Raw genomic sequence first — 21,022 nt, 5'->3', positions numbered from 1 at the left:
GTTAGCTCCTCACTTATGCGTTTTTCATGATGATCGTTTCAATGACGTTTGCTGCATCTTGGCAGTAATCGGCGATTGATTCGAGCGATTCATAAATTTCTTTGTATTGAATGATTTTGATTGGATCTGTTTCTGTTGCGAACAATGCTTTGATTGATTTACGACGCAAGTTATCGCAGATGGTTTCCTGCTCTTTCACTTTGATGACGTGTTCACGCATCGGTTGGAGTTTACGTGCTACTAACAAATCCATTGATAAAGCGAGCTCGTTGACGGCAATGTGGATTTCATCCACGAAACGAATCATATGCTCGTCTGCTTGTATGATATTGTAAATTTCGAAGATAGCTGAACACTCTTCAAAACCATCGAGGACATCGTCAAGTGAATTAGCAAGTGCTAATAAATCTTCACGGTCGATTGGTGTGATGAACGCGTTGTTTAAATCGATGATCAATTGATGCATCAAATCATCACCAGCTGTTTCAAAATCTTTTACTTTATGGGCGAATTCTTTGACATCGGCAATACCATTGATTTTAAAGTCGACGAAAAATTGTGACGTTTGTTGCAGGTGTCCTGCAATCTCAGATAATTTAACCGCGAATGGATCTTGTTTTTTACTGAACATTTCTTCTGCCTCCATATTAAGAACAAGAATAGAATAGTGAAGTGACTTCACGAGTTCGATTGTATCAGACGCTATTGTAAAAGAATACAACTATGTCCCGTCTTTACGAAATCTTAATAAATCTTAATACTAAGGTGATTGTTGATTTAATAAAGAATTAAAAATTGCAAAGATAAGATGGAATTGCTTCTTAATCTTGAGGAAATTTGTGTTTTCTCTTGGCTCCTGTAAGGGAATAGAAGAAAAGCAGGAGAAGGAAGAGCGGAAGCGAATAAGAAATTAAGTTAGAACGTCATGTAAATCAGGTATAATCATGTTAAAGGAAAGAGGAGGACGTTTTGTATGCTCGTTCAAAGTTTGTGTATTCCGAAACACCAGTGTGTCAAGATTTTAGAAACCGCTACGATTCGAGAAGCGTTGCAGACGCTAGAAGAAACAGGATATCGTTGTGTCCCGGTTCTTGATCAGACCGGTCAATTGTTCAAAGGGAACATTTATAAGATGCATATTTACCGTCACGGGATGAACGGTGGTAGTTTAGATGATAACGTCATGACGTTAATCAAAAACACGACGAAGTTCATTTACACAGGCAGTAACTTCTTTGAAGTCTTTTTCTCAATCAAAGAATTGCCTTACATCGCAGTCTTGAATGATGATGGACAGTTCTTCGGCATCTTACCACACGGAAAGATGCTTGGTATGCTCGAAGAAGCATGGAATCGTGATTCAGGCAGCTATATCTTAACGGTTGCACTCAGTGAACAAAAAGGTGCCCTTGAAAAGATTGCTAAAATCGTCAATAAGTACTCAACAGTTGCGAGTTTGATGACACTTGATGCGAAAAGCAGTGTCATGCGCCGGGTCTTGATCACATTACCGACTGACTGTGATGAGAAAACGAAAAAGAAAATCGTCAAGAAATTAAATGAAAAAGGACTCCGTGTCGTTGCTGTGGAAGACTTGGCAGTTCGTGTATAATGACTAGGAAATCTGAAGGGACCAGTAAGTGGTCCTTTTTTTGTTGGGAGGAATAACAATGAAAATTTTAATGGTAGGGGCAGGTTCGATGAGCGAGTCCTTAGTCAAAGGATGGCTTGATTCGGGTATCTCCCCTCAAACGATCACGATGACCAATCGAACAGACCGGACACGTCTGTTTGCTTTGGCGGAGCAGTACGGTGTTCGGACGACGGCCGAGGAACAGGTCGAACAATTTGATATCGTTGTTTTAGCCATGCAGCCGGACGGAGTTCTCGACTACATCAAACAAAAGACTTGGACGGACCAACTGGTAGTGTCCGTCGCCGCGCATATTACACCGGCAGACATCGAGGCACACGTTTCATGTGGTGCTGTCTGTGCGATGCCGAATACACCTGTCGCATTTCGGACAGGAATGACGGGACTTTGGTTTGGTGACCTTATCTCGGATCAGAAAAGACAACAAGCGACGGCATTGTTTGAACGAGTGGGTCAGACGGTTGAAACGAATGCGACAACGATGCCTTATTTGATGGCTGCAGCAGGATGCAGTCCGGCTTTCTTCTATGAAATCGTCGGCGCGATGACACCTGTTTTAACGAAAGCGGGTTTTGATGCTTCTTCTGCCCGGCGGATCATTGCGCAGGCTATGAAAGGATCGGCGGAACTGCTGTTACACGAAGAACGTCCGACAGAGGAACTGATTGATGATGTAGCGGCTCCGGGTGGTCCGACGGATCGAGGAGTCCGTGTTCTGCGTGAACATCACTTAGCACAAGCGATATATGCTGCTTTGATGGAAAGTGCGCGGGAAGATCACTAAAGATTACTTGAAACGTCTACCGGTTCTCGATTCGAAGAGTACGGGTAGACGTTTTTTTTCATGTTCGGCTCATATAATACGAAGCGTTTCACGTGAAACATTGATTTAATCTTGCAAAGCGGGACAGAACTTCGTATATTTAAAAAAGAAACCGTCCAGACGGTACAGTAAAATGGAAAGGAGAAAGATGATGGTCAGTATAAAAGCGTTAGAAACGCGACGTCGAATCACGGATGCAACTGTTCAAGTCATGCTGACTCAAGGGTTTCCACAACTGACACTTGAAGAAGTGGCGAAACAGGCGAATGTCTCCAAAGGCGGATTGTTGTATCATTTTTCTTCCAAAGAAGAATTATTGATGGGTGTGATTGAAGAACAGGAACGGCGTCAGTTTCAGCAATATCAGACGTACCGGGAAGAGGGATTTGGTCCAATGGAAGCATTCGTCCTGCTGCAAGCAAGACGGGATGAAGAATTTTGCCTCGACATCGATACGGTATTGTTCTTATTGTCCTTATTAAAGGAAAATGCCGCTTTTGTGGAAGAACGAAAAAAACAGGTTCATCAGTTTTTTGATCAATTGATGGAACAGGCAGATCCTGTAGACGCGATGATGATTCGTTTTACATTGGACGGCTTGAAAATGTCGGAACATTTTCAGTTCGGTCAACCTGCACCTGACGTACGGCAGGCCTTGATTGAACGGTTATTGAAACAAGCACGCAAGATTGATCAAGCATCAAAATAACAAGATGGAATCGAAAAAGAAGAGAGAGAAGGCGGATTTTTACCATGAAGCGTATCATTCAATTTTCAGTCAATAATAAGTTTGCCCTTTGGTTGCTGACGATTATCATCACAGTCGCCGGAATTTATGCCGGAACGACGATGAAACTCGAGACGTTGCCGGATATCACGACACCAACCGTGTCCGTGACGACGATTTATCCAGGAGCAACACCGGAACAAGTACTCGATGAGGTCAGCCGTGAACTTGAAAGTAAGGTCGAGAACCTTGGCGGAGTCGAAACCGTCCGCTCGTCCTCTTTCCAAAATGCCTCAAATTTACAAATCGACTACAGCTTCAGTACAGACATGGACGAAGCGGAACAAAAAGTCAAAGAAGCACTGGCCAATGTTGAATTGCCGGAAGGAGCACAGGAACCTCAGGTTTCCCGAATCTCCTTTGATGCCTTCCCGGTCATCGGATTTGCCGTATCGGACGAAAAACGTTCATTATCCGACTTGACGAAACTGGTCGAAAACGAACTTCAACCAAAACTCGAAGGAATCGAAGGCGCACAGACGGTTCAAATTGCCGGTCAGGAAATCCGTCGAATCGAGATTCAATTTGATGAAAAGAAATTACAACAGTACGGATTGACGGAAGAGAACGTCAAACAACTGATTCAAGCGAATGATTCCCGCTTGGCACTTGGGTTATATGAACTAGGTGATAAAGAACAGGCCGTTGTCCTCGATGGAAAGGCAACGACAGTCACTGAACTGAAGAATCTCCGTTTGCCGTACACACCACAAGCAGCAACAGAGTCACCTGAAGCCAGTGCCGGACAAGGACAGACGCAAGCACCTGCACAATCGGCGCCGACAGATGCGGCTCCGGCACAAGCAGCGAGTCCGGCTGCGGCGGCACCAACGCAAGTCCCGACCGTTAAATTATCGCAATTAGCGACGATTGAAGACAAAGGAATCGAAGAATCGATTTCCCGGTCAAACGGGGAACGTTCGATTGGCGTCCAGGTGACGAAGTCACAAGATGCAAATACGGTCGAAGTCGTCAATGCGGTCAAAGAGACGATTAAAGACTTTGAGAAAGACAATGCCAGCGTAAAAGCGTCGGTCACGCTCGACCAAGGGAAGCCGATTGAAGAATCGGTCTCAACGATGATCAGCAAAGCATTGATTGGTGCCTTGTTCGCTGTCGTCATCATTCTCTTGTTCCTGCGTAATGTCAAATCAACGATCATTGCCGTTATTTCGATTCCATTATCTCTGTTGATGGCGATTTTGGTCTTGAAACAGTTGGACATCTCCCTCAACATCATGACGCTTGGGGCGATGACAGTTGCGATTGGTCGCGTCGTGGATGATTCGATTGTCGTCATTGAAAACATTTACCGTCGCTTGACGGATCCCGCTGAACCGTTAAAAGGGAAAACGCTCATCATTGATGCGACGCGTGAAGTATTCATTCCGGTCGCTTCATCGACCATCGTCACGATTGCCGTCTTCCTGCCGCTCGGATTTGTCACAGGATTTGTCGGTGAACTGTTCCTTCCGTTCGCGTTAACGGTCGTGTTTGCACTCTTTGCCTCATTGATCGTGGCGGTAACGGTTGTTCCAATGTTTGCGGATTCACTCTTTAAACGCGGGAAGGCACCAAAACCGGAAAAAGAAGATGGCGGAAAACTCGCCAATTGGTACCGTGGTGTACTGAATTGGTCGTTAAACCATAAACTCGTCGTGTTCGGACTTGCCGTCCTGTTGCTGATCGGCAGTTTCGCGCTTGTTCCGACCATCGGCGTCAACTTCTTGAATCAAGAGAGTGAAAAAACGTTTTACGTGACCTACAATCCGAAACCGGGTCAAACGTTAGAAGATTCATTGAAGGCTGCCGACTTGGCAGAAGGATATTTCGAAAAGCAACGTGATGTGGATAATCTTCAATTTACAGTCGGTGGAGAAAATCCATTGAATCCCGGAAATACAAAGCAAGCTGTCTTCATCGCCCAGTATGATCCGGATACAGCTGATTTTGCCGATGTAAAACAACAGGCAATCAAACAACTGAATAAAGAGATTCCGACCGGCGAATGGAAAGAACAGGACTTCAGTGGAGGAGCTGCTTCTTCCGGCGTTTCGTACTCGGTTTATGCGAATTCAATCGAAGATCTACAAACGATGACACCAAAATTCGTCAAAGCGATTGAAGGCGAATCGAAATACGTGCGTAAAGTAACAACCGACTTAAAAGAGTCGTATACGCAATACACGTTCGAAGTTAATCAACAAAAAGCCGCTGAATTCGGTATCTCGACAGCACAATTGGCACAAGGAATTGCCAATGTGCAAGGCGAAGAAAAACCACTTTCTACTATAAAAGTAGACGGCAAGGAACTTGATGTCATCGTACCGAACGAACAGACGACATATGATTCCATCAATGATTTACAAACAACAGATGTCACGACGCCGCTTGGTGTCCGGAAACTGTCGGATTTCGTCTCCGTTAAAAAAGGAACGACACCGGATTCACTCAGTGAACGGGACGGCAAATTGGTCGCGACGGTCACTGCAGAATTAAAAACAGACAAAGCAACAGAAGCTTCACAAGCCATCGATAAAACAGTCAAAAAAATTAATCTTCCGACAGGTGTTTCGTATAAAGCAGGTGGTGTGACGGAGCAAATTCAAGAGTCGTTCACGCAACTCGGACTTGCGATGGCAGCAGCAGTCGCCATCGTCTACCTTGTTCTTGTCGTCACCTTTGGAGGCGCATTGACACCACTTGTCATCCTGTTCTCGCTTCCGTTTGCCATCATCGGCGGATTACTCGCGCTGTTGATTACAGGCGAAACGATTTCAGTATCTTCATTAATCGGTGCATTGATGTTGATCGGAATCGTCGTGACGAACGCCATCGTTCTGATTGATCGCGTCATTCACAAAGAAAAAGAGGGCCTCGAGACACGTGAAGCCTTATTGGACGCGGCAGGAACACGACTTCGTCCGATCTTGATGACAGCGCTCGCGACAATTGGCGCCCTATCACCATTGGCACTAGGTCTTGAAGGCGGTGCTTTGATTTCGAAAGGTCTCGGGGTGACGGTCATTGGCGGATTAACAAGTTCAACGTTATTAACCTTGTTGATTGTCCCGATCGTCTACGAATTCTTTGCACGGTTTCGGAAAAAGAAGTCAATAGATTAAGCAGTTTTAGTTTCTAATGATTAAAGCAGGTACCCTGGAATGGCTCTAGCATGCTATTTTAGGACCTGTTTTTTTATTTGTTGCAAAAATGTTACGGTAAACTATCCCTGTTAATAAACTGTAATACGATGAAAGAAATCGACATGATAGGATAAAAACAGTAATTATCTGATAATTTAGTTTTTTACATAAACTCACTTACAAGGGAGATAGACGGATGAAAAGTTCATTTTTAATTCGTGTCATCGTGTTTGCAACGTTGCTCATCAGTAGCTTTGCCGCTGTTCCTCACCAAACAAAAGCCGGTACGGCAAAAAAAGTTGTCGTGGCGGTCGACGTGTTGAATGTTCGGTCAAAAGCAACGACGACAGGTCAAAAATTAGGCCAACTGAAATTAGGCCAAACGGTAACGGTCCTCGGCAAAACGGCAAACAACTGGTATCAACTCCGGTATGCGGGGAAAAATGCTTACATAGCGGCTACATACACAAAAGCGTTTAATGCAAAAGCGACAACGGGATTAACTAAAAATGGAGCAGCCGTCGTATCCGTGGCGGAAGGCTTAAAAGGACGTCCTTACGTATTTGGCGCAACGGGTCCTGTCAGCTTCGACTGTTCCGGCTTTACGCGTTATGTCTACAATGCATTGGGTAAATCATTACCACGAACAGCGGCTGCCCAATACGGCGCAACGAAACGAACAGCTCCAGTTGCTGGAGATCTGGTCTTCTTCACACACGGAAGCGGAATTCAACACGTTGGGATTGCGGTGGATGGATCGACGATGATCAATGCCAACTCGTATTACGGACAAGTCGTCAAAGAATCATTCCGAAGCGGCTACTGGGGATCACGTTACGTTGCTGCCGGATCTTTATAAGAAAGAAAATTAACCAAAAACCCGCTCTTGACGCATTTGCGAGACAAGAGCGGGTTTTAGTCATTGGATTCAAGAGCGGTCAATCCGCTCAGAAGGGTGGTCAGAATTTCCACTTGAGGATGATCCCGCCAATTGTCACTAATGGCGATCGAGAAAGCTTGGCGTCCGATGGTCTCGTAAGGGACGGCAACCGTCGTTAAATTGAGAACGACTGCTAACTCACTTCCGTCGAATCCGATCACGGCTAAATCTTCCGGAATCCGGTAGCCTTGTTTACGAAGCTCCAGGATGACGCCGGCTGCGACATGATCACTTGCGGTCAATAAAGCGGTCGGACGATTGGTTTGCTTCGTCCACTGCTGTGCGATCCGGGCCCCGTCTTCAATCGTCAACGCCTGTTGGTAGATCCAGGAAACGTCGGCAAGCGATACGGTATCCTGATAAGCCCGTTTTCGGGCACGGCTGTTTGTACTGTCGGGACGACCGAGACAGATCCCGATCTGGGTATGACCAAAAGACTGAAGTGCCTTCAAGCCGCTTTGAAACGCGGTATAATGATTGATGTAGACCGAAGAGACATCTTCATGGTGTTCACAAAAAATAATCGGACCATATTGTTCGTATTGCAAAATGTCTTCGACCGGCAGACTGTGTGAGACGACAATCAGTCCATCGACTTCGCGTTGGGCAAGAGCTTGAAGAACGGTTTGTTCGTGTGATGCGATGTAGTTCGTCTGCCACGTCAAAAAACGGTAGTCCGCTTCAAAAGCAGACTGGGCAATCCCGTGCAGAATTGCGGCATGATACGGATGATCGACGTAAGGCAACATGACGCCGATTGTTTTCGTTTGACCGGTCGATAAATGGACGGCAGTTTGATTTCGGATGTAACCAAGTTTTGTGATGGCGTCCCGGACGGCCCGCCGTTTATCTTCCGCGACGTACGGATGATCATTGAGGACACGCGAGACTGTCGTCACTGAAACCTCTGCTTCACGTGCTAAGTCACGAATGTTGGTCATCAAAAGTTCCTCCTAGCTGTTGGATAATTGTTGATGGATCTGAATCCAGTCCTGTCTCGTGATCGGGCCTTCAAGCCAAGCCGAACGATCGAGTTGTTCCGAAATTCTTTGAAGCAGCTCGACTTGATGAGCTGGCGGCAAGTCCGGAAACTGATCGACCAACGTATGCTTACACAAATAGTAACCGGTCGATGTGTACAGCTGTTCGATCGCTAATTCGTAAGCAACATTTTTCTGAAAGAGACGAGACAGGAATTTTTGAAATGACATGAGAAGACCTCCCTTGTAGTGTATATCAAGACCGTAATGTATGGAACGCGTTTCACGGCAAGCAAAAACTGAGAGGTCCGTCATAAAAGTGGAAAATCCGGACTGGAATTGACCAATGGAAAAAAGAGGTCTATGATTGGTTCGAATCAAGATAAAGAGGGGCGAACGTAAAATGGAATCGACAGACTCGAAGCTGGCATTAAAAATGCTCGTTGTTCTATCTCGCACAATGCATGCAGTAGCGGAACAAGTGAAAGTAGACATCAAGACCCATCAGCTGAATTTATCGGAATTTGGTGTACTGGAATTGTTGTACCACAAAGGCGATACACCACTTCAACAAATCGGCGATAAAATCTTATTAACGAGTGGCAGTGTCACGTACGTCGTGGATAAATTAGAGAACCGGGGTCTTCTTGCCCGACGATCATGCCCGACGGATCGTCGCGTGACGTTCGGAACACTGACAGAGGCGGGAAGAGAATTAATGGAAGAAACGTTCCCGAAACATGAAGCGTTTTTAACAGACTTATTCAGCGACTTGTCCATTTCAGAAAAAGAGCAATTGATTGATCAGCTAAAACGGATTGGTCATCGTGCAGACCATTATACACACTCAGAAAAAGCCTAATCATCCTGATTAAGCTTTTTTTGTTGCTTTCTTTGAAATCAAACTAATTGACAAAAGAAAATGGTGTTGGTATATTTACTTACAGAAATTACTTTAGATAAAAGGGAGAAATAAAAATGACTAAATTACTTTATGTAACTGTAAACCCGAAATCAACAGAACATTCATTCAGCCTTCAAGCTGGTGAAGCTTTCCTCGAAAGCTACAAAGCAGCTAACCCGAACGCTGAAGTCCAAGTTCTTGATCTATATAAAGAAGATGTCCAAGAAATCGATACAGACGTACTCAGCGCATGGGGCAAATTCGCGACAGGCGAAGAGCTTTCAGAAGTTGAAATCGCTAAAGTCGGTACAATGACGAAACACCTGGAGCAGTATATGGAAGCGGACGAATATGTATTCGTAACGCCAATGTGGAACTTCTCATTCCCGGCCCGTCTTAAAATGTACATCGACAGCGTTCTTCTTGCAGGTAAAACGTTTGCTTACACTGCAGAAGGTCCTAAAGGATTGATGGAAGGCAAAAAAGCACTCCACATTCAGGCAACAGGCGGCGTATACGCCGGTTCTGGCCTCAACTTCGGAGATGACTACCTCCGTCAAGCACTCGCTTTCACTGGTGTAACAGACTACAACTCATTGTTCATCGAAGGTATGGCAATGAACCCAGAAAAAGCAGAAGAAATCAAAGAAGCAGCAATCGCAGAAGCAAAAGAACTTGGTCGTTCATTCTCAACGGTCAACGCATAAGAAACGAAAATACCCGCTGTCCGGTAAACCGGACAGCGGGTATTTTGTGTTCACAGATGAGTTTTTTTTCGTAAAACAAGGGATGCGAAAAGGAGCAGGTCCTTTAACTTCTCCAGTCCGCGCGGGTGACTGGAAATCCGGTACAACCATTCGAGCTTCAACTTTCGGAAGACCTTCGGTGCCCGTTTGCTGTGACCTGACCAGACATCAAACGCTCCGCCGACACCGATGAAAAGGCCGTGATCCACTTTGTTATAAACGGATGCAATCCATTCTTCCTGTTTCGGTGCCCCGAGGGCCACCAAAATCAAATCGGCGTCGGCTGTTTGAATGACTTTGGCAGCTTGTTCTTCTTTGCCGAATCCATGAAAGGTCCCAACGAACTGGATATCAGGAAAACGGATTGATAATTGTTGAATCAGCGACTTCATGACTTCCGGACGTCCACCAAGCAGGAAGACCCGTTTCTTTAAAGCGTCGGCTGTTCGAAGCAACTCCCGTGCCGTCTCGATGCCAGGCAATGTCGCAGTGAGCGGTTGACCCATCCGTTTTCCGGCTGCCGTCACACCGATTCCGTCAGGCGTGATGAACGTTGCTTGTTGTAAAATATGGCTATAAGCGGGATCACGCAAAGAACGTAAGACCAGTTCGGGATTAGCTGTAACAATAAAGGCTTTTTCATTGTTGTGTAAAATCGTTTTAATATGGGTATACCAATTCGACGGTGTTGCGTCGACAAAAGGCAAACCAAATAACTGTGTTGTTTGAATCATCTTTATTCCACCTCATGTACCATCATAGCAGAATCAAGCCGGACGAACAGGGGCTTGAGACTGAAAAAAAGGAGCGAACGGGATGCATGCAGCCTGGCAGGAGATTTTAAAAGAAGAGAAAGAAAAAGACTACTTTATCCAATTATGGGATTTCGTCAAGACCGCTTACCGGGAAACGACGGTCTATCCGCCGAAGGATCGGATTTTCCATGCCTTTGACGCGGTGGCGCCGCAGGATGTCCGCTGCGTCATCCTGGGTCAGGATCCGTATCATGGACCAAACCAGGCAAACGGGTTAAGTTTTTCCGTCAATGACGGGATTGCGATTCCGCCGTCTTTACGTAATATGTACAAGGAACTAGGATCCGATCTCGGATGTCCGGTGCCGACGACGGGTAATCTGGAAGCCTGGTCGAAGCAGGGCGTGTTTTTGTTGAATACATCACTGACGGTTGAAGCAGGGAAAGCCGGTTCCCATGCGAAAAAGGGCTGGGAATCGTTTACGGATCGTGTCATCGAAGTACTTGGACAGCAGGAGCAACCGATTGTATTCATTCTTTGGGGAAATCATGCGAAAAGTAAAAAAAGCTTGATTGATACCTCTCGTCACCTCGTCCTCGAGTCCGTTCATCCAAGCCCACTTTCGGCGAGCCGCGGTTTTTTTGGCAGCCGGCCGTATTCGCAGACCAATGACTGGTTACAGCAACAAAACCGAACACCAATCGATTGGTGTATTTCGTAAAACATGAAAAAACCAATTTACTCCACAAAGACGGAGTAAATTGGTTTTTTTGAATGGTTTAATCCATCATGAATTTTTCGATGACGAGGGCAATACCGTCCTCATCATTAGAAGCTGTCATGTACTGGGCTTTTTCTTTGACAGTATCGGCAGCATTCGCCATCGCGACACCAAGACCGGCCCATTCGATCATAGTCAAATCATTGTTGCCGTCTCCGCAGGCGATGACATCTGCCTGCTTGATTCCGAGACGTTCAGCGAGCAGGGCAAGACTTGTTCCCTTCGTCACACCGGCTTCCGTAAACTCGAGGAAAAATGGCTTCGAGCGGGCGACAGCAAGCTCACCGGCTAACTCAAGTTGAAGTTTTTGTTCGACTTCCGCCAAACGGTTTTCTTCCGCAAGCATCAAACATTTGACGACCGGTTCTGTGATGGCTGCTTTGAAATCCGGGACGATGATGACATCCATTCCTGTCAGTTCCCCTTCAATTGTCGTGAAGCCGTTAGCGCGTTCTGTCAAAATTTCGTGTCCGACATACGTGTGAATGTCGATGTTTTCCCGTTTACTTAAATCGTAAAGACGATGTACGGTTTCCGGAAGAAGGGTACTGGAGAAGAGGGACTCATTTGTTTTACAGTCGATGATGGAAGCCCCGTTGAAACTCAGGATATAACTGCCATAGCGGGCAAGTTCCAACTCGTTTGCTAAATCAATCATCGCGTAAGTCGGACGACCACTCGCAAGCACGACTTTTTTGCCACGACGTTGTGCGTCGAGTAACGATTGTTTCGTTTTTGGAGAAATCGTATGGTCGCTCGTCAATAATGTATCGTCAAGATCAAGTACAATCATTTCGTAAGCCATGAATATAAACCCCTTTCGAATATCTGTTACATCTTAACAAGTTGACACTTCTTCCACAATATACTCTCACTTGAAAGAGTGTGATAAAGTTTGAGAAGAGCATGTATGGAAAGGATTTAAGTATGATGAAATATTTTGTAATTTTCTTATCGACCCTATATTTGGCGGGATGCGGTCTTACATTGCCTCATCCGGCTTCCTTACTTGAACACCCGGCGTTACCGGAATGGGAAAAATCATTAAAAACAAAAATTGAGACCGATTTGCCGACAGAAGCGGAAATCGTGGCCCCTCGGAATCAATCCATTTCAAGGCTGTATGAATTGATTGATTTGAACCGGGATGGACGTGATGAAGCCATCACCTTTTACCGGATCGAACAACTAGGGACATTTCAAATCAAAGTGTTGGTACATGAACGCCTGAAGAACAAGTGGGTTTTACGTGTGAGCCAGCCGATTGCGACAGGACGATCGATTGATCAACTGCATGTCATCCTCGATAAATCCAAAAAAGTGAATCAACTGATGATTGGTGTGACGAGTCTTGAAGAGAACACGGTCTATCTCCTGAAAGATTTGATGAAGCCGTCGATTAACACTACTAAAATCGATACATATGATCGATTGACGATTGCCGATTTGAATCAGGACCGACGTCAGGATATGGTATTGCTTAAAAAAGGACGGACGACGGAACTTGTGTATTATGAGGAAGCCTTGAACCCGACCAACCGGCAAAATGTCACATTGCCAGTCAAAGAAGGTGATTTATTTGCGGATCATGATCTGTTTGAAATTGATACCGTGAATCCGGCGAAGAAAAAGGGGATATTCGTTTCCTTTACCCGTGAGGCAAAAATGCATCTACGCGTCTTTCAACTTGAACAAGACCGGCTGACCTCGGTCCGCTGGGGAGAGACATCAGAAATCGTCGAGCCGATGTATACGTTCCCGAAAGATGTCGACCAGGACGGTGTCATCGAATTTGCGCATCAATACACGCCTGACGGAAGCATCGGACGTGTGGCCGAAGAAAAACCGAGAATCACGGCCTATTACGCATGGAACGGCTCCGACGTGGAACCGTTTCTTGAAAGCGGCTTTGAGCTTCGGGAAGAGCAGTATATTGATCTCGAATACAATTTCGTCATGCGTTTTCCCGCAAACTGGGCGACACGTGAAACGATTGAGAAAAAGGACAATCGAGTCCGGTTCATCAACCGAGAGACCGGAACGATTGATTTTGAACTGGAGATCATTCCAAAGACTCAATACATCGCCAGTCATCGCAAGAAGAAAATTAAAGAAGGCATTGATTACGTGTATGTCATCTCTACCAATCAATCCTATGAAGAGTACGCTGCCAACGTAGCGCTCGTGGAATAAAGTAAAAGCAGGAGGAAAATAAGATGACTAAAATATTAGTGGCCGAGGATGAGCATGCGATCCGCAGTTTCATCGTCATTAATTTAAAACGTGCAGGATATGAAGTGATTGAAGCGGAGAACGGACGGGAAGCATTGAACTACTTTGAACAGCAAACGTTCGATATCCTGCTGCTCGACATCATGATGCCGGAAGTCGACGGATTCGCGGTATGTGAACAAGCGCGCTCGAAAGATGAGGTCGTCGGCATCATCATGCTGACGGCACGGACGCGTGAAGAAGATAAAGTCATGGGACTCAGTGTCGGTGCGGACGATTATATCGCGAAGCCGTTCAGCCCGGCTGAACTGTTGGCGCGCATCCAGTCCCTGCTCCGTCGGGTCGAAACGCTCCGTCGCCGGAAACAACCGCGTGAACTCGTCTCAGGTCCTTTTCGCATTGATCTCGGAGCAAAACGGGTGCAAAAAGCAGGGATTGATGTCGAAGTCACACCGACAGAATACGATTTATTATGCCATTTCATTAAAAATGAAGATCAGGTCATGTCGCGGGACGAGTTGCTCGATGCAGTGTGGGGCGAAAACTACTTCGGAGACCGGAAGACGGTCGACGTCAACATTCGCCGTTTACGTCAGAAAATCGAAGAAAATCCAGCAGAACCCCAGTTCATCGAGACGTTATGGGGACACGGCTATAAATGGCGTAACGAAAAATGAAACGACAGATTTTGATGCGGTTCATGACGATTATTACGGTGACAGTGCTGCTCGTCATCGGAATCCTATCTTTCGTGACGTATAACTATTATTATGTGACGGCGACAGATGTCTTGAAACGGCATGCGAACGCAAGTGCTGTCTTATTTGCGAACAGTGGTCTGGCATATGATTTTCAAGATTCAGAAGCGACGATTCATGATGTACTTGATTCGTATGCCTACACGGATGCGGAAATCGAAGTGCTGGATGCGAAGGGGGTCCCCCGTTATTCATCCACGGGTTTCGTCTCAAAGCGGAATATGACGAAACAGGAAGTGACACGTCTGCTGAGCGGGGGAACGATCACGAAACGTTACGATGATCCGGCAACAAATGAACATCTGCTTGAGGTGACAGAACCGATCGTATCGTTCGGACAGACGACAGGAGCACTGCGTTATACGACGTCGCTCGCTAAAATCGATCAACGGGTCATTGAAATTTGTCTGGCGATTCTCTTGTTGGGTGTCGTGATCTGGGGACTGGCCTACATTTATTCCTCCCGTCTCGTCTCGTCGATCGTTCGACCGATTCAGGAAGTCATCGGTGCATCCGATCAAATCGCCAAACAGCATTATGATGTTAAGGTCAATGAAGAGTACACGTTCGAACTGGGTGAGCTTGCCCGAACAATCAACTATATGGGACAACAGATCAAACAACAGGAAACATTAAAAGACGAGTTTATTTCCGGGATTTCGCACGAGTTACGAACACCGCTCACTTCCATCAAAGGATGGAGTGAAACGTTGCTGGCAGAGCCGGAACGATTGCCGGAAGAAGCATCGCTCGGGATGGGCATCATCCATTCTGAAACCGAACGGTTGATTTCTCTTGTTGAACAGTTGCTTGATTTTTCAAAACTCGAAACGAGTCGTTTAGTCTTATACCGGCAAGAAGTGAATTTGACGGAAGTCATCGAAACGGTGACGGCGCAGCTCCGGCAAAAACTGGAGGAAAAAAATATTCGGATTATCCGTAAGTTACCGGCACAGGTAATCGGGTTGTACGACGAAAACCGATTGAAACAAGTTTTTTTGAATTTACTCGACAACGCCATCCGTTTTTCACCGGTTGACGGCGAAATTACGATTCGCCTTGTCCGTTCCGAACGTGTCCTCTTTTTATCCTTCAGCGATGAAGGTCCCGGAATTCCGAAAAATCATCTTCGTCACGTCACGGAGAAATTTTATCAAGTTCAAAAAGGAAAAGGGGGAACAGGATTAGGACTGGCGATTTGCCGGGAACTGGTTGAAGCGCATGAAGGAAAACTGTTCATCGATAATCAACCGGAAGGCGGAGCCATTGCGACGATCCTCCTGCCGGTCACAAAAGCATAACGGCAAAGTCAAATGAGAAGCGCTTTCGAAACTGAACTGGTAAAGTAAAATGAGAATCATGCTTCACAGCAAGACGAAACGAATGGAGGAATCAGTCATGGCACTTGGCGTATCGAACGGCAGATTAAGTCCGCTTACAGGGAAACCGAACGCGGTATCGACACAGACGGATAAAGAAGCGTTGAAGATGACACCTTTACCGTTCAACGGAAATCTAGCAGAATCAAAATTTCAAATCATGCGGGTTCTTCAAAGTCTTGACCGGGTGACAGTAGTCAAAGAAGATCCAACGTACATTCATGCTGTCTTCTCGAGTAAAGTCCTTCGTTTTAAAGATGATGTTGAATTTTATTTCGACGAAGCTTCCCAAAAAGTTCATTTCCGCTCAGCTTCCCGTGTCGGTTATTCCGACTGGGGCGTCAACCGAAAACGAATGGAAGACATTTCGGCACGGTATAAGGAGGCTTCCCGATGAAAAGTTATCAGTTGGTCGTAATTGGTGGTGGAGCAGCCGGAATGACAATTGCGGCAGGAGCAGCCAGTCTTGGTGCCCATGTCGCATTGATTGAGCGTCATACACATTTAGGTGGAGATTGTTTGCATTACGGTTGTGTCCCGTCAAAAGCGTTGATTGAAGCAGCGCATGACGTTCATGTCATGAAGCAGACGGCAGCCAAGTACAATGTGACCCTGAACGGAGACGCAGTGTACAGCAAAACAAAAGCAAGCGTCGACCGTGCCCGGAATATCATTCAGTCGCATGACGGAACGAAACGGTTCGAGGATTTGGGTGTCGATGTCTATATCGGCGAAGCCAGTTTCTTGAGTGCCAATGAAGTCGAAGTAGCGGGACAACTGGTTGTCGGAGAAAAATTCGCGATTTCGACGGGATCACAGCCGATCATTCCGCCGATTGAGGGGCTTGATACGATTCCGTACTTAACGAATGAGACGATTTTTGAACAAACGGAACGCCCTGAACGATTGCTTGTCATCGGCGGCGGAGCGATTGGTCTCGAATTATCGCAAGCCTATGCGCATCTCGGAACGGAAGTGACTGTGATTGAGGGCGCTAAATCCTTGATGCCAAAAGAAGACCGCAGCATGGTCACGGTACTACAACGACAAATCGAACAGGAATTGACACTCCATTTGGATACGACCGTCACAAGTGTCCGGAAAGCTGCGAACGGAATCGAAGTCACAGTCAAAACAGGCGAAGAATCCCGTGTCATTGAAACGGATGCCGTACTCGTGGCTGTTGGCCGGAAGCCGCGGATTGATGCGTTACGCCTTGATCGCGCAGGTGTTCATGTGGAAAAAGGTTATGTTCAAGTCGATGCTTCCCTTCGGACGAACCAACGTCATATCTTTGCTGTCGGTGATACGATTCAATCGTTGCCGTTCACACATGTGGCCGGTCTCGAAGGAAAAACGGTCGTCACGAACGCCTTGTTCGGCTTACGGACAAAACCAGATTACCGTGCCGTTCCATGGGTGACGTTTACGACACCTGAACTGTTCCACCTGGGACTGACAGAAGAAGAAGCACGTCAAAAACACAGTGACATCAAAGTCTATGAAACCGGACTTGATGAAGTCGATCGGTTTGTCATCAACGGCCGGACGGAAGGTCGCGTCAAACTGATTGCTGATAAACGCGGAAAACTGATTGGTGCCCATGCAATCGGCGAGCAGGCCGGCGAATGGATGCAGGAAGTCGTTTATGCGATGGCGCGCAAAGATAAGGTCGGTCAGTTATCCCGTGTCGTTCATCCGTACCCGATTCGTGGGGCGGCGGTCCAACGTGCGGCTGATTTATACTGGCGTGAACGTCTCTTTGACGGTCCATTGCCAAAATGGTTAAAACGATACTTTGATTGGAAACAAGGAGAATAATACATGCAACAATCTGCTAAAAAACGTAATTTCGTTCCGGTCGTCATTCTTTTGACGCTCGTCATCAATCTGTTGGTCGCTCTGTTGTTTTTTGCGCCGCCTTTACAAGTCGGTGACGGGTTTGACTGGACGCTGCTTCCTTTTTTAAATGCCATCTTTAACAGCTTTACCTTTATGTTGTTACTCGGTGCCTGGATCTCGATTCGCCGGGGAAACCGGATCAATCACCGCCGTTTCATCGGTGGTGCCATGACGACGACGACATTATTCTTGATTTCGTACGTGACGTATCATGCGGTCAGTGAATCGACGAAATTCGGCGGAGAAGGATTCGTTCGTCCCGTCTATTTCTTTATTCTCATTTCGCACATCATTTTAGCGGCGGTCATCGTACCGCTCGTCTTGATGTCGCTCGCCCATGCGTTGAATCAAAATTTCGAGAAACACAAGAAGTGGACGCGTTTTACAATGCCACTTTGGTTATATGTCAGTCTGACGGGCGTTATCGTTTACGTGATGATTCGTCCGTACTATTAAACAAAATCGTGCATCAAAAAAACAGGTCCATTCCGATTGTTCTCGGAGTGGACCTGTTTTGATTGCCGAATCGTCATACAGCAAAGGATGTTACGGTTTTACCTTCGTTTCATCCAAGACGTTTTGTGCTTTGATATCAATCAGTGGACGGATCAGGACTTCGACACGCCGGTTTTGACTGCGACCGTTTTCCGTATCATTCGAAGCAATCGGTTGATACTCTCCGTAGCCGCTGACCGTAAATCGTTTAGGTGCAAGTTTCGGATTCCGCTGAAGAGCACGCATGAAACTGATGGCCCGTTCTGCACTGAGTTCCCAGTTCGACGGATACTGAACGGTATTGATCGGAATGTTATCAGTATGACCCGAAACCTGGATTTGACGTTGTCCTGCTTTGACAAGCAGGGTACTCATACCTTGAGCGATTTGAATTGCATCACCTTTTACATCTGCTTGGGCAGGAGAAAAGAGGGCCCGGTCACGGATCGTGAAGACAAGTCCTTCATTCGTGACCTCGACTTTGATATCTTTCTCAAGCTTCTGTTGTTTAATGTAATCATTGGCTTCTTCTTTGATCTTTTCGAGCTCAGCGACTTCGTAGCTTTGTGCTTTTGTTCGGGCATCCGTTTTTTTCGAATCCTCTTCTTCTTGTGAGGTCGATAAGGAACTGTTCGTAATCATGCCGGATCCACCATTGAAGACGGAACTGAACGATTGGGACATGGCTTTCAGTTTGACGGCATCGACGTTACTCGAAGCGAACAGTACGATGAATAAAGCGAGTAATAATGTCAGGAGATCGGCGTAAGGAATCAGCCAGCCTTCAGAGATGTGTTCATCATGCGGCTTCTTTTTCCGTTTCATACGTCGCACGCTCCTTCGGTGTCAGATAGACAAGTAACTTATCCTCCAGGTTTTTAGGAGATTCTCCGTTCTGAATCGATAAGATTCCTTCAATCATCATTTCATAGAGTTGGATTTCAGTAGCTGACTTTTGCTTTAACTTGGTCGCAAACGGGAACCACAAGACGTATCCTGTAAAGATCCCGAACAACGTCGCGATAAAGGCACCGGAAATCGCGTGACCTAATTTTTCGATGTCTGAGAGATCAGACAAGGCCGCAACGAGACCGACGACGGCCCCGAGAACACCAAGGGTCGGTGCATATGTACCGGCTTGTGTGAAGATGTTGGCATTCGCATGGTGACGTTCAGTCATGTTTTCAAGGTCACGCGTCATGACGTCTTCAACATATTCTGACGGTTGACCGTCAATGACCATCATGACGCCGCGGCGCATGAACGCATTATCGACTTCTTCGATTGCCGTTTCAAGTGACAATAAACCTTCCTTTCGAGCCTGTGTCGAAAGGGTTAAAAATTGTTGGAGCAACGTTTGTTTTGTCATCAATTGCTGTTCAAAGAAGATGACTTTAAACAAAGCAGGGATGATTTTAAGACGTTCCTTTGGAAATGAAATCATGATTGCTGCCGCTGTACCGACAAAAATGATGACTAGTGCTGCCGGGTTCAGTAATGCAACGGGTGGAGCCCCTTTGAGAATCATTCCTCCGACTAAGGTGATGAGCCCTAGTATAATACCAATAATCGACACGATATCCATTTCATTTGTGCCACCTTTCCCCATGTTGTCTGATCGTGAACGAAAAACAAAAAGAGCAGAAGAGGCGTCTTCTGCTCGGAAATCCAAAAACCGAGAATCACGCGCCGTTTTCATCGATAAGCAACTGAATGCTTTCGTTTCGTTCGTCACGTTCTATATCGGTTAATACATCGTATTTTTTTAATGCAATATACAATTCGTTTAGAATTGATTGATCCACATGTAGCGATAGTAACTCCTCGAATTGATAATATAGCTGTGCGGGCATCCATTGCGATTGGCGTTCAAGCCTTCGCGAGACATCTTCAATCGAATGGTCAGCCGTCCTAGGGTCCACTGTTTCCCTCAACCTCCTTTTATGATTAAACGTCGACTTTTATCTATTTTACCAAAAAAAAACGAAAACGTTTAGTAGATTGCAGATTTAATTGAACTACCTCCACCTACGCTTCACTAAGAGATGGAGGATTCCTGAGTTATCCGACCTAGCGGTCGAAACCTGATCAGGCTAACCCCGTCGTCTACGCCGACGGATGAACCGGTCTTCGGCAGTTCGTGGATTTCCTGCTCGACAAGCAGGGAGACGAAGTACTTGCCTGAAGCGTTACGCCGGATCGTGGCGTTCAAGATGCGTCCTGCGACCTGCCTTGAGTTGGCGAAACGCACCCACTTCAGCTTAGGAAGTTTGAGCTTGCTGCCGACGATCGAGACCTCGGAAAGCTGGTTCTTCTTCTCGATATTGGCCTTGTAGGATTGGACGGGATAGCGCTTCGATTTGAATCGAGGCCGTTCGTTCTGCTTCTTGAAGAAGCGGTCATACGCATCGGTCAGGTGTTTGACACTCGATTGAAGCGAATGACTATCGACTTCTTTCAGCCAGTCGAACTCTTGCTTCAGCATCGGGATTTTTTTCGAACAAGAACCGTAAGACAGTCCTTTGCCCGTCACTTTATACGTCTCATCCCACTTCGATAAGAAGTAATTGAAGATGAAGCGCGAACAACCAATGGTCTTCGCGATCAGGATTTCCTGCTCTTTTGTCGGGGATATTCTAAATTTGTAGGCCTTATGCTTCAACATGATTTTCACCTCCGGTTTATACACGAAAGGGAGGGGGGCGATTCACTTCCCACTCTCACTTCGTTTAGAAGTGGG

22 protein-coding genes and 1 pseudogene are annotated in these 21,022 nt (G+C 46.2%); 14 read left to right on the top strand and 9 right to left on the bottom strand.

The window, feature by feature from the left end; translation table 11 throughout:
• Positions 1 to 13: 13 nt before the first annotated feature.
• Positions 14 to 631: a DUF47 domain-containing protein gene (locus tag ACP26N_RS15320; RefSeq protein ID WP_131503514.1), complete on the bottom strand. Its 618-nt coding sequence runs from the start codon at positions 629 to 631 to the stop codon at positions 14 to 16.
• A 342-nt stretch (positions 632 to 973) separates the two neighbouring features.
• On the opposite strand from ACP26N_RS15320, the gene cbpA reads away from it, so the two are divergent.
• The 5 genes from cbpA to ACP26N_RS15295 all read left to right on the top strand — a co-directional run bounded on the left by cbpA (position 974) and on the right by ACP26N_RS15295 (position 7,269).
• The gene (cbpA, locus tag ACP26N_RS15315) at positions 974 to 1,612 is read left to right on the top strand and encodes a cyclic di-AMP binding protein CbpA (RefSeq protein ID WP_026827156.1); all 639 of its coding nucleotides are present in this window, start codon (positions 974 to 976) and stop codon (positions 1,610 to 1,612) included.
• Positions 1,613 to 1,670: 58 nt separating this feature from the next.
• Positions 1,671 to 2,438: a pyrroline-5-carboxylate reductase family protein gene (locus ACP26N_RS15310; protein ID WP_426354299.1), complete on the top strand. Its 768-nt coding sequence runs from the start codon at positions 1,671 to 1,673 to the stop codon at positions 2,436 to 2,438.
• 190 nt (positions 2,439 to 2,628) lie between these two features.
• Positions 2,629 to 3,186, top strand: coding sequence for a TetR/AcrR family transcriptional regulator (locus tag ACP26N_RS15305; protein WP_131503512.1), 558 nt, complete (start codon positions 2,629 to 2,631; stop codon positions 3,184 to 3,186).
• Between the two features lie 44 nt (positions 3,187 to 3,230).
• Positions 3,231 to 6,389, top strand: coding sequence for an efflux RND transporter permease subunit (locus ACP26N_RS15300; protein ID WP_131973508.1), 3,159 nt, complete (start codon positions 3,231 to 3,233; stop codon positions 6,387 to 6,389).
• A 217-nt stretch (positions 6,390 to 6,606) separates the two neighbouring features.
• A complete protein-coding gene (locus ACP26N_RS15295) occupies positions 6,607 to 7,269 on the top strand; it encodes a C40 family peptidase (protein ID WP_131503510.1) in 663 nt (220 codons plus the stop codon).
• Positions 7,270 to 7,325: 56 nt separating this feature from the next.
• On the opposite strand, the gene ACP26N_RS15290 is transcribed toward ACP26N_RS15295, so the two are convergent.
• The gene (locus ACP26N_RS15290) at positions 7,326 to 8,291 is read right to left on the bottom strand and encodes a LacI family DNA-binding transcriptional regulator (protein ID WP_426354297.1); all 966 of its coding nucleotides are present in this window, start codon (positions 8,289 to 8,291) and stop codon (positions 7,326 to 7,328) included.
• A gap of 12 nt (positions 8,292 to 8,303) precedes the next feature.
• Positions 8,304 to 8,561, bottom strand: a complete 258-nt coding sequence (locus tag ACP26N_RS15285; protein ID WP_114596661.1) for a hypothetical protein — start codon at positions 8,559 to 8,561, stop codon at positions 8,304 to 8,306.
• A 172-nt stretch (positions 8,562 to 8,733) separates the two neighbouring features.
• Here ACP26N_RS15285 and ACP26N_RS15280 point away from each other — a divergent pair, with 172 nt between their 5' ends.
• Both ACP26N_RS15280 and ACP26N_RS15275 read left to right on the top strand, forming a co-directional pair.
• Positions 8,734 to 9,192: a MarR family winged helix-turn-helix transcriptional regulator gene (locus tag ACP26N_RS15280; protein WP_114596660.1), complete on the top strand. Its 459-nt coding sequence runs from the start codon at positions 8,734 to 8,736 to the stop codon at positions 9,190 to 9,192.
• A 116-nt stretch (positions 9,193 to 9,308) separates the two neighbouring features.
• On the top strand, positions 9,309 to 9,941 hold the full coding sequence (locus ACP26N_RS15275) for an NAD(P)H-dependent oxidoreductase (RefSeq protein WP_114596659.1): 633 nt from the start codon (positions 9,309 to 9,311) through the stop codon (positions 9,939 to 9,941).
• A 50-nt stretch (positions 9,942 to 9,991) separates the two neighbouring features.
• On the opposite strand, the gene ACP26N_RS15270 is transcribed toward ACP26N_RS15275, so the two are convergent.
• On the bottom strand, positions 9,992 to 10,714 hold the full coding sequence (locus tag ACP26N_RS15270; RefSeq protein ID WP_131503505.1) for a WecB/TagA/CpsF family glycosyltransferase: 723 nt from the start codon (positions 10,712 to 10,714) through the stop codon (positions 9,992 to 9,994).
• An 82-nt stretch (positions 10,715 to 10,796) separates the two neighbouring features.
• On the opposite strand from ACP26N_RS15270, the gene ACP26N_RS15265 reads away from it, so the two are divergent.
• Positions 10,797 to 11,456 carry a uracil-DNA glycosylase gene (locus ACP26N_RS15265; protein WP_131503504.1) on the top strand — a complete coding sequence of 220 codons (660 nt, stop codon included), beginning with the start codon at positions 10,797 to 10,799 and terminating at the stop codon, positions 11,454 to 11,456.
• A 58-nt stretch (positions 11,457 to 11,514) separates the two neighbouring features.
• On the opposite strand, the gene ACP26N_RS15260 is transcribed toward ACP26N_RS15265, so the two are convergent.
• Positions 11,515 to 12,321: a Cof-type HAD-IIB family hydrolase gene (locus tag ACP26N_RS15260; RefSeq protein WP_131503503.1), complete on the bottom strand. Its 807-nt coding sequence runs from the start codon at positions 12,319 to 12,321 to the stop codon at positions 11,515 to 11,517.
• 125 nt (positions 12,322 to 12,446) lie between these two features.
• Here ACP26N_RS15260 and ACP26N_RS15255 point away from each other — a divergent pair, with 125 nt between their 5' ends.
• The 6 genes from ACP26N_RS15255 to ACP26N_RS15230 all read left to right on the top strand — a co-directional run bounded on the left by ACP26N_RS15255 (position 12,447) and on the right by ACP26N_RS15230 (position 18,243).
• Entirely contained in the window at positions 12,447 to 13,709 is a 1,263-nt protein-coding gene (locus tag ACP26N_RS15255) for a hypothetical protein (protein WP_255508399.1), read from the top strand.
• A gap of 23 nt (positions 13,710 to 13,732) precedes the next feature.
• A complete protein-coding gene (locus tag ACP26N_RS15250) occupies positions 13,733 to 14,425 on the top strand; it encodes a response regulator transcription factor (RefSeq protein WP_131503501.1) in 693 nt (230 codons plus the stop codon).
• Complete coding sequence (locus ACP26N_RS15245; protein ID WP_131503500.1) at positions 14,422 to 15,807, top strand: sensor histidine kinase; 1,386 nt, start codon at positions 14,422 to 14,424, stop codon at positions 15,805 to 15,807. Before ACP26N_RS15250 ends, ACP26N_RS15245 begins: the two co-directional genes overlap by 4 nt.
• Before the next feature lie 97 nt (positions 15,808 to 15,904).
• Positions 15,905 to 16,282: a DUF1499 domain-containing protein gene (locus ACP26N_RS15240; protein WP_131503499.1), complete on the top strand. Its 378-nt coding sequence runs from the start codon at positions 15,905 to 15,907 to the stop codon at positions 16,280 to 16,282.
• Positions 16,279 to 17,706 carry a dihydrolipoyl dehydrogenase family protein gene (locus ACP26N_RS15235; protein WP_131503498.1) on the top strand — a complete coding sequence of 476 codons (1,428 nt, stop codon included), beginning with the start codon at positions 16,279 to 16,281 and terminating at the stop codon, positions 17,704 to 17,706. The genes ACP26N_RS15240 and ACP26N_RS15235 overlap by 4 nt, the downstream gene beginning before the upstream one ends.
• A 3-nt stretch (positions 17,707 to 17,709) precedes the next feature.
• On the top strand, positions 17,710 to 18,243 hold the full coding sequence (locus ACP26N_RS15230; RefSeq protein ID WP_114596650.1) for a DUF420 domain-containing protein: 534 nt from the start codon (positions 17,710 to 17,712) through the stop codon (positions 18,241 to 18,243).
• 90 nt (positions 18,244 to 18,333) lie between these two features.
• Here the strand turns inward: ACP26N_RS15230 and ACP26N_RS15225 are convergent, their stop codons facing one another.
• The 4 genes and pseudogenes from ACP26N_RS15225 to ACP26N_RS15210 form a co-directional block, all read right to left on the bottom strand.
• Positions 18,334 to 19,107, bottom strand: a complete 774-nt coding sequence (locus ACP26N_RS15225) for a flagellar motor protein MotB (RefSeq protein ID WP_131503496.1) — start codon at positions 19,105 to 19,107, stop codon at positions 18,334 to 18,336.
• Positions 19,082 to 19,867, bottom strand: a complete 786-nt coding sequence (motA, locus tag ACP26N_RS15220) for a flagellar motor stator protein MotA (RefSeq protein WP_131973501.1) — start codon at positions 19,865 to 19,867, stop codon at positions 19,082 to 19,084. Before motA ends, ACP26N_RS15225 begins: the two co-directional genes overlap by 26 nt.
• 97 nt (positions 19,868 to 19,964) lie before the next feature.
• Entirely contained in the window at positions 19,965 to 20,204 is a 240-nt protein-coding gene (locus ACP26N_RS15215; RefSeq protein WP_012371741.1) for a hypothetical protein, read from the bottom strand.
• Between the two features lie 173 nt (positions 20,205 to 20,377).
• A pseudogene (locus ACP26N_RS15210) lies at positions 20,378 to 20,947 on the bottom strand (RNA-guided endonuclease TnpB family protein); the annotation flags it as partial.
• Between the last annotated feature and the right edge of the window lie 75 nt (positions 20,948 to 21,022).

The sequence above is a fragment of the Exiguobacterium sp. R-39 genome (assembly GCF_049942815.1).
Lineage (GTDB): Bacteria > Bacillota > Bacilli > Exiguobacteriales > Exiguobacteriaceae > Exiguobacterium_A.
This window is presented reverse-complemented; position numbering and strand designations above follow the sequence as displayed.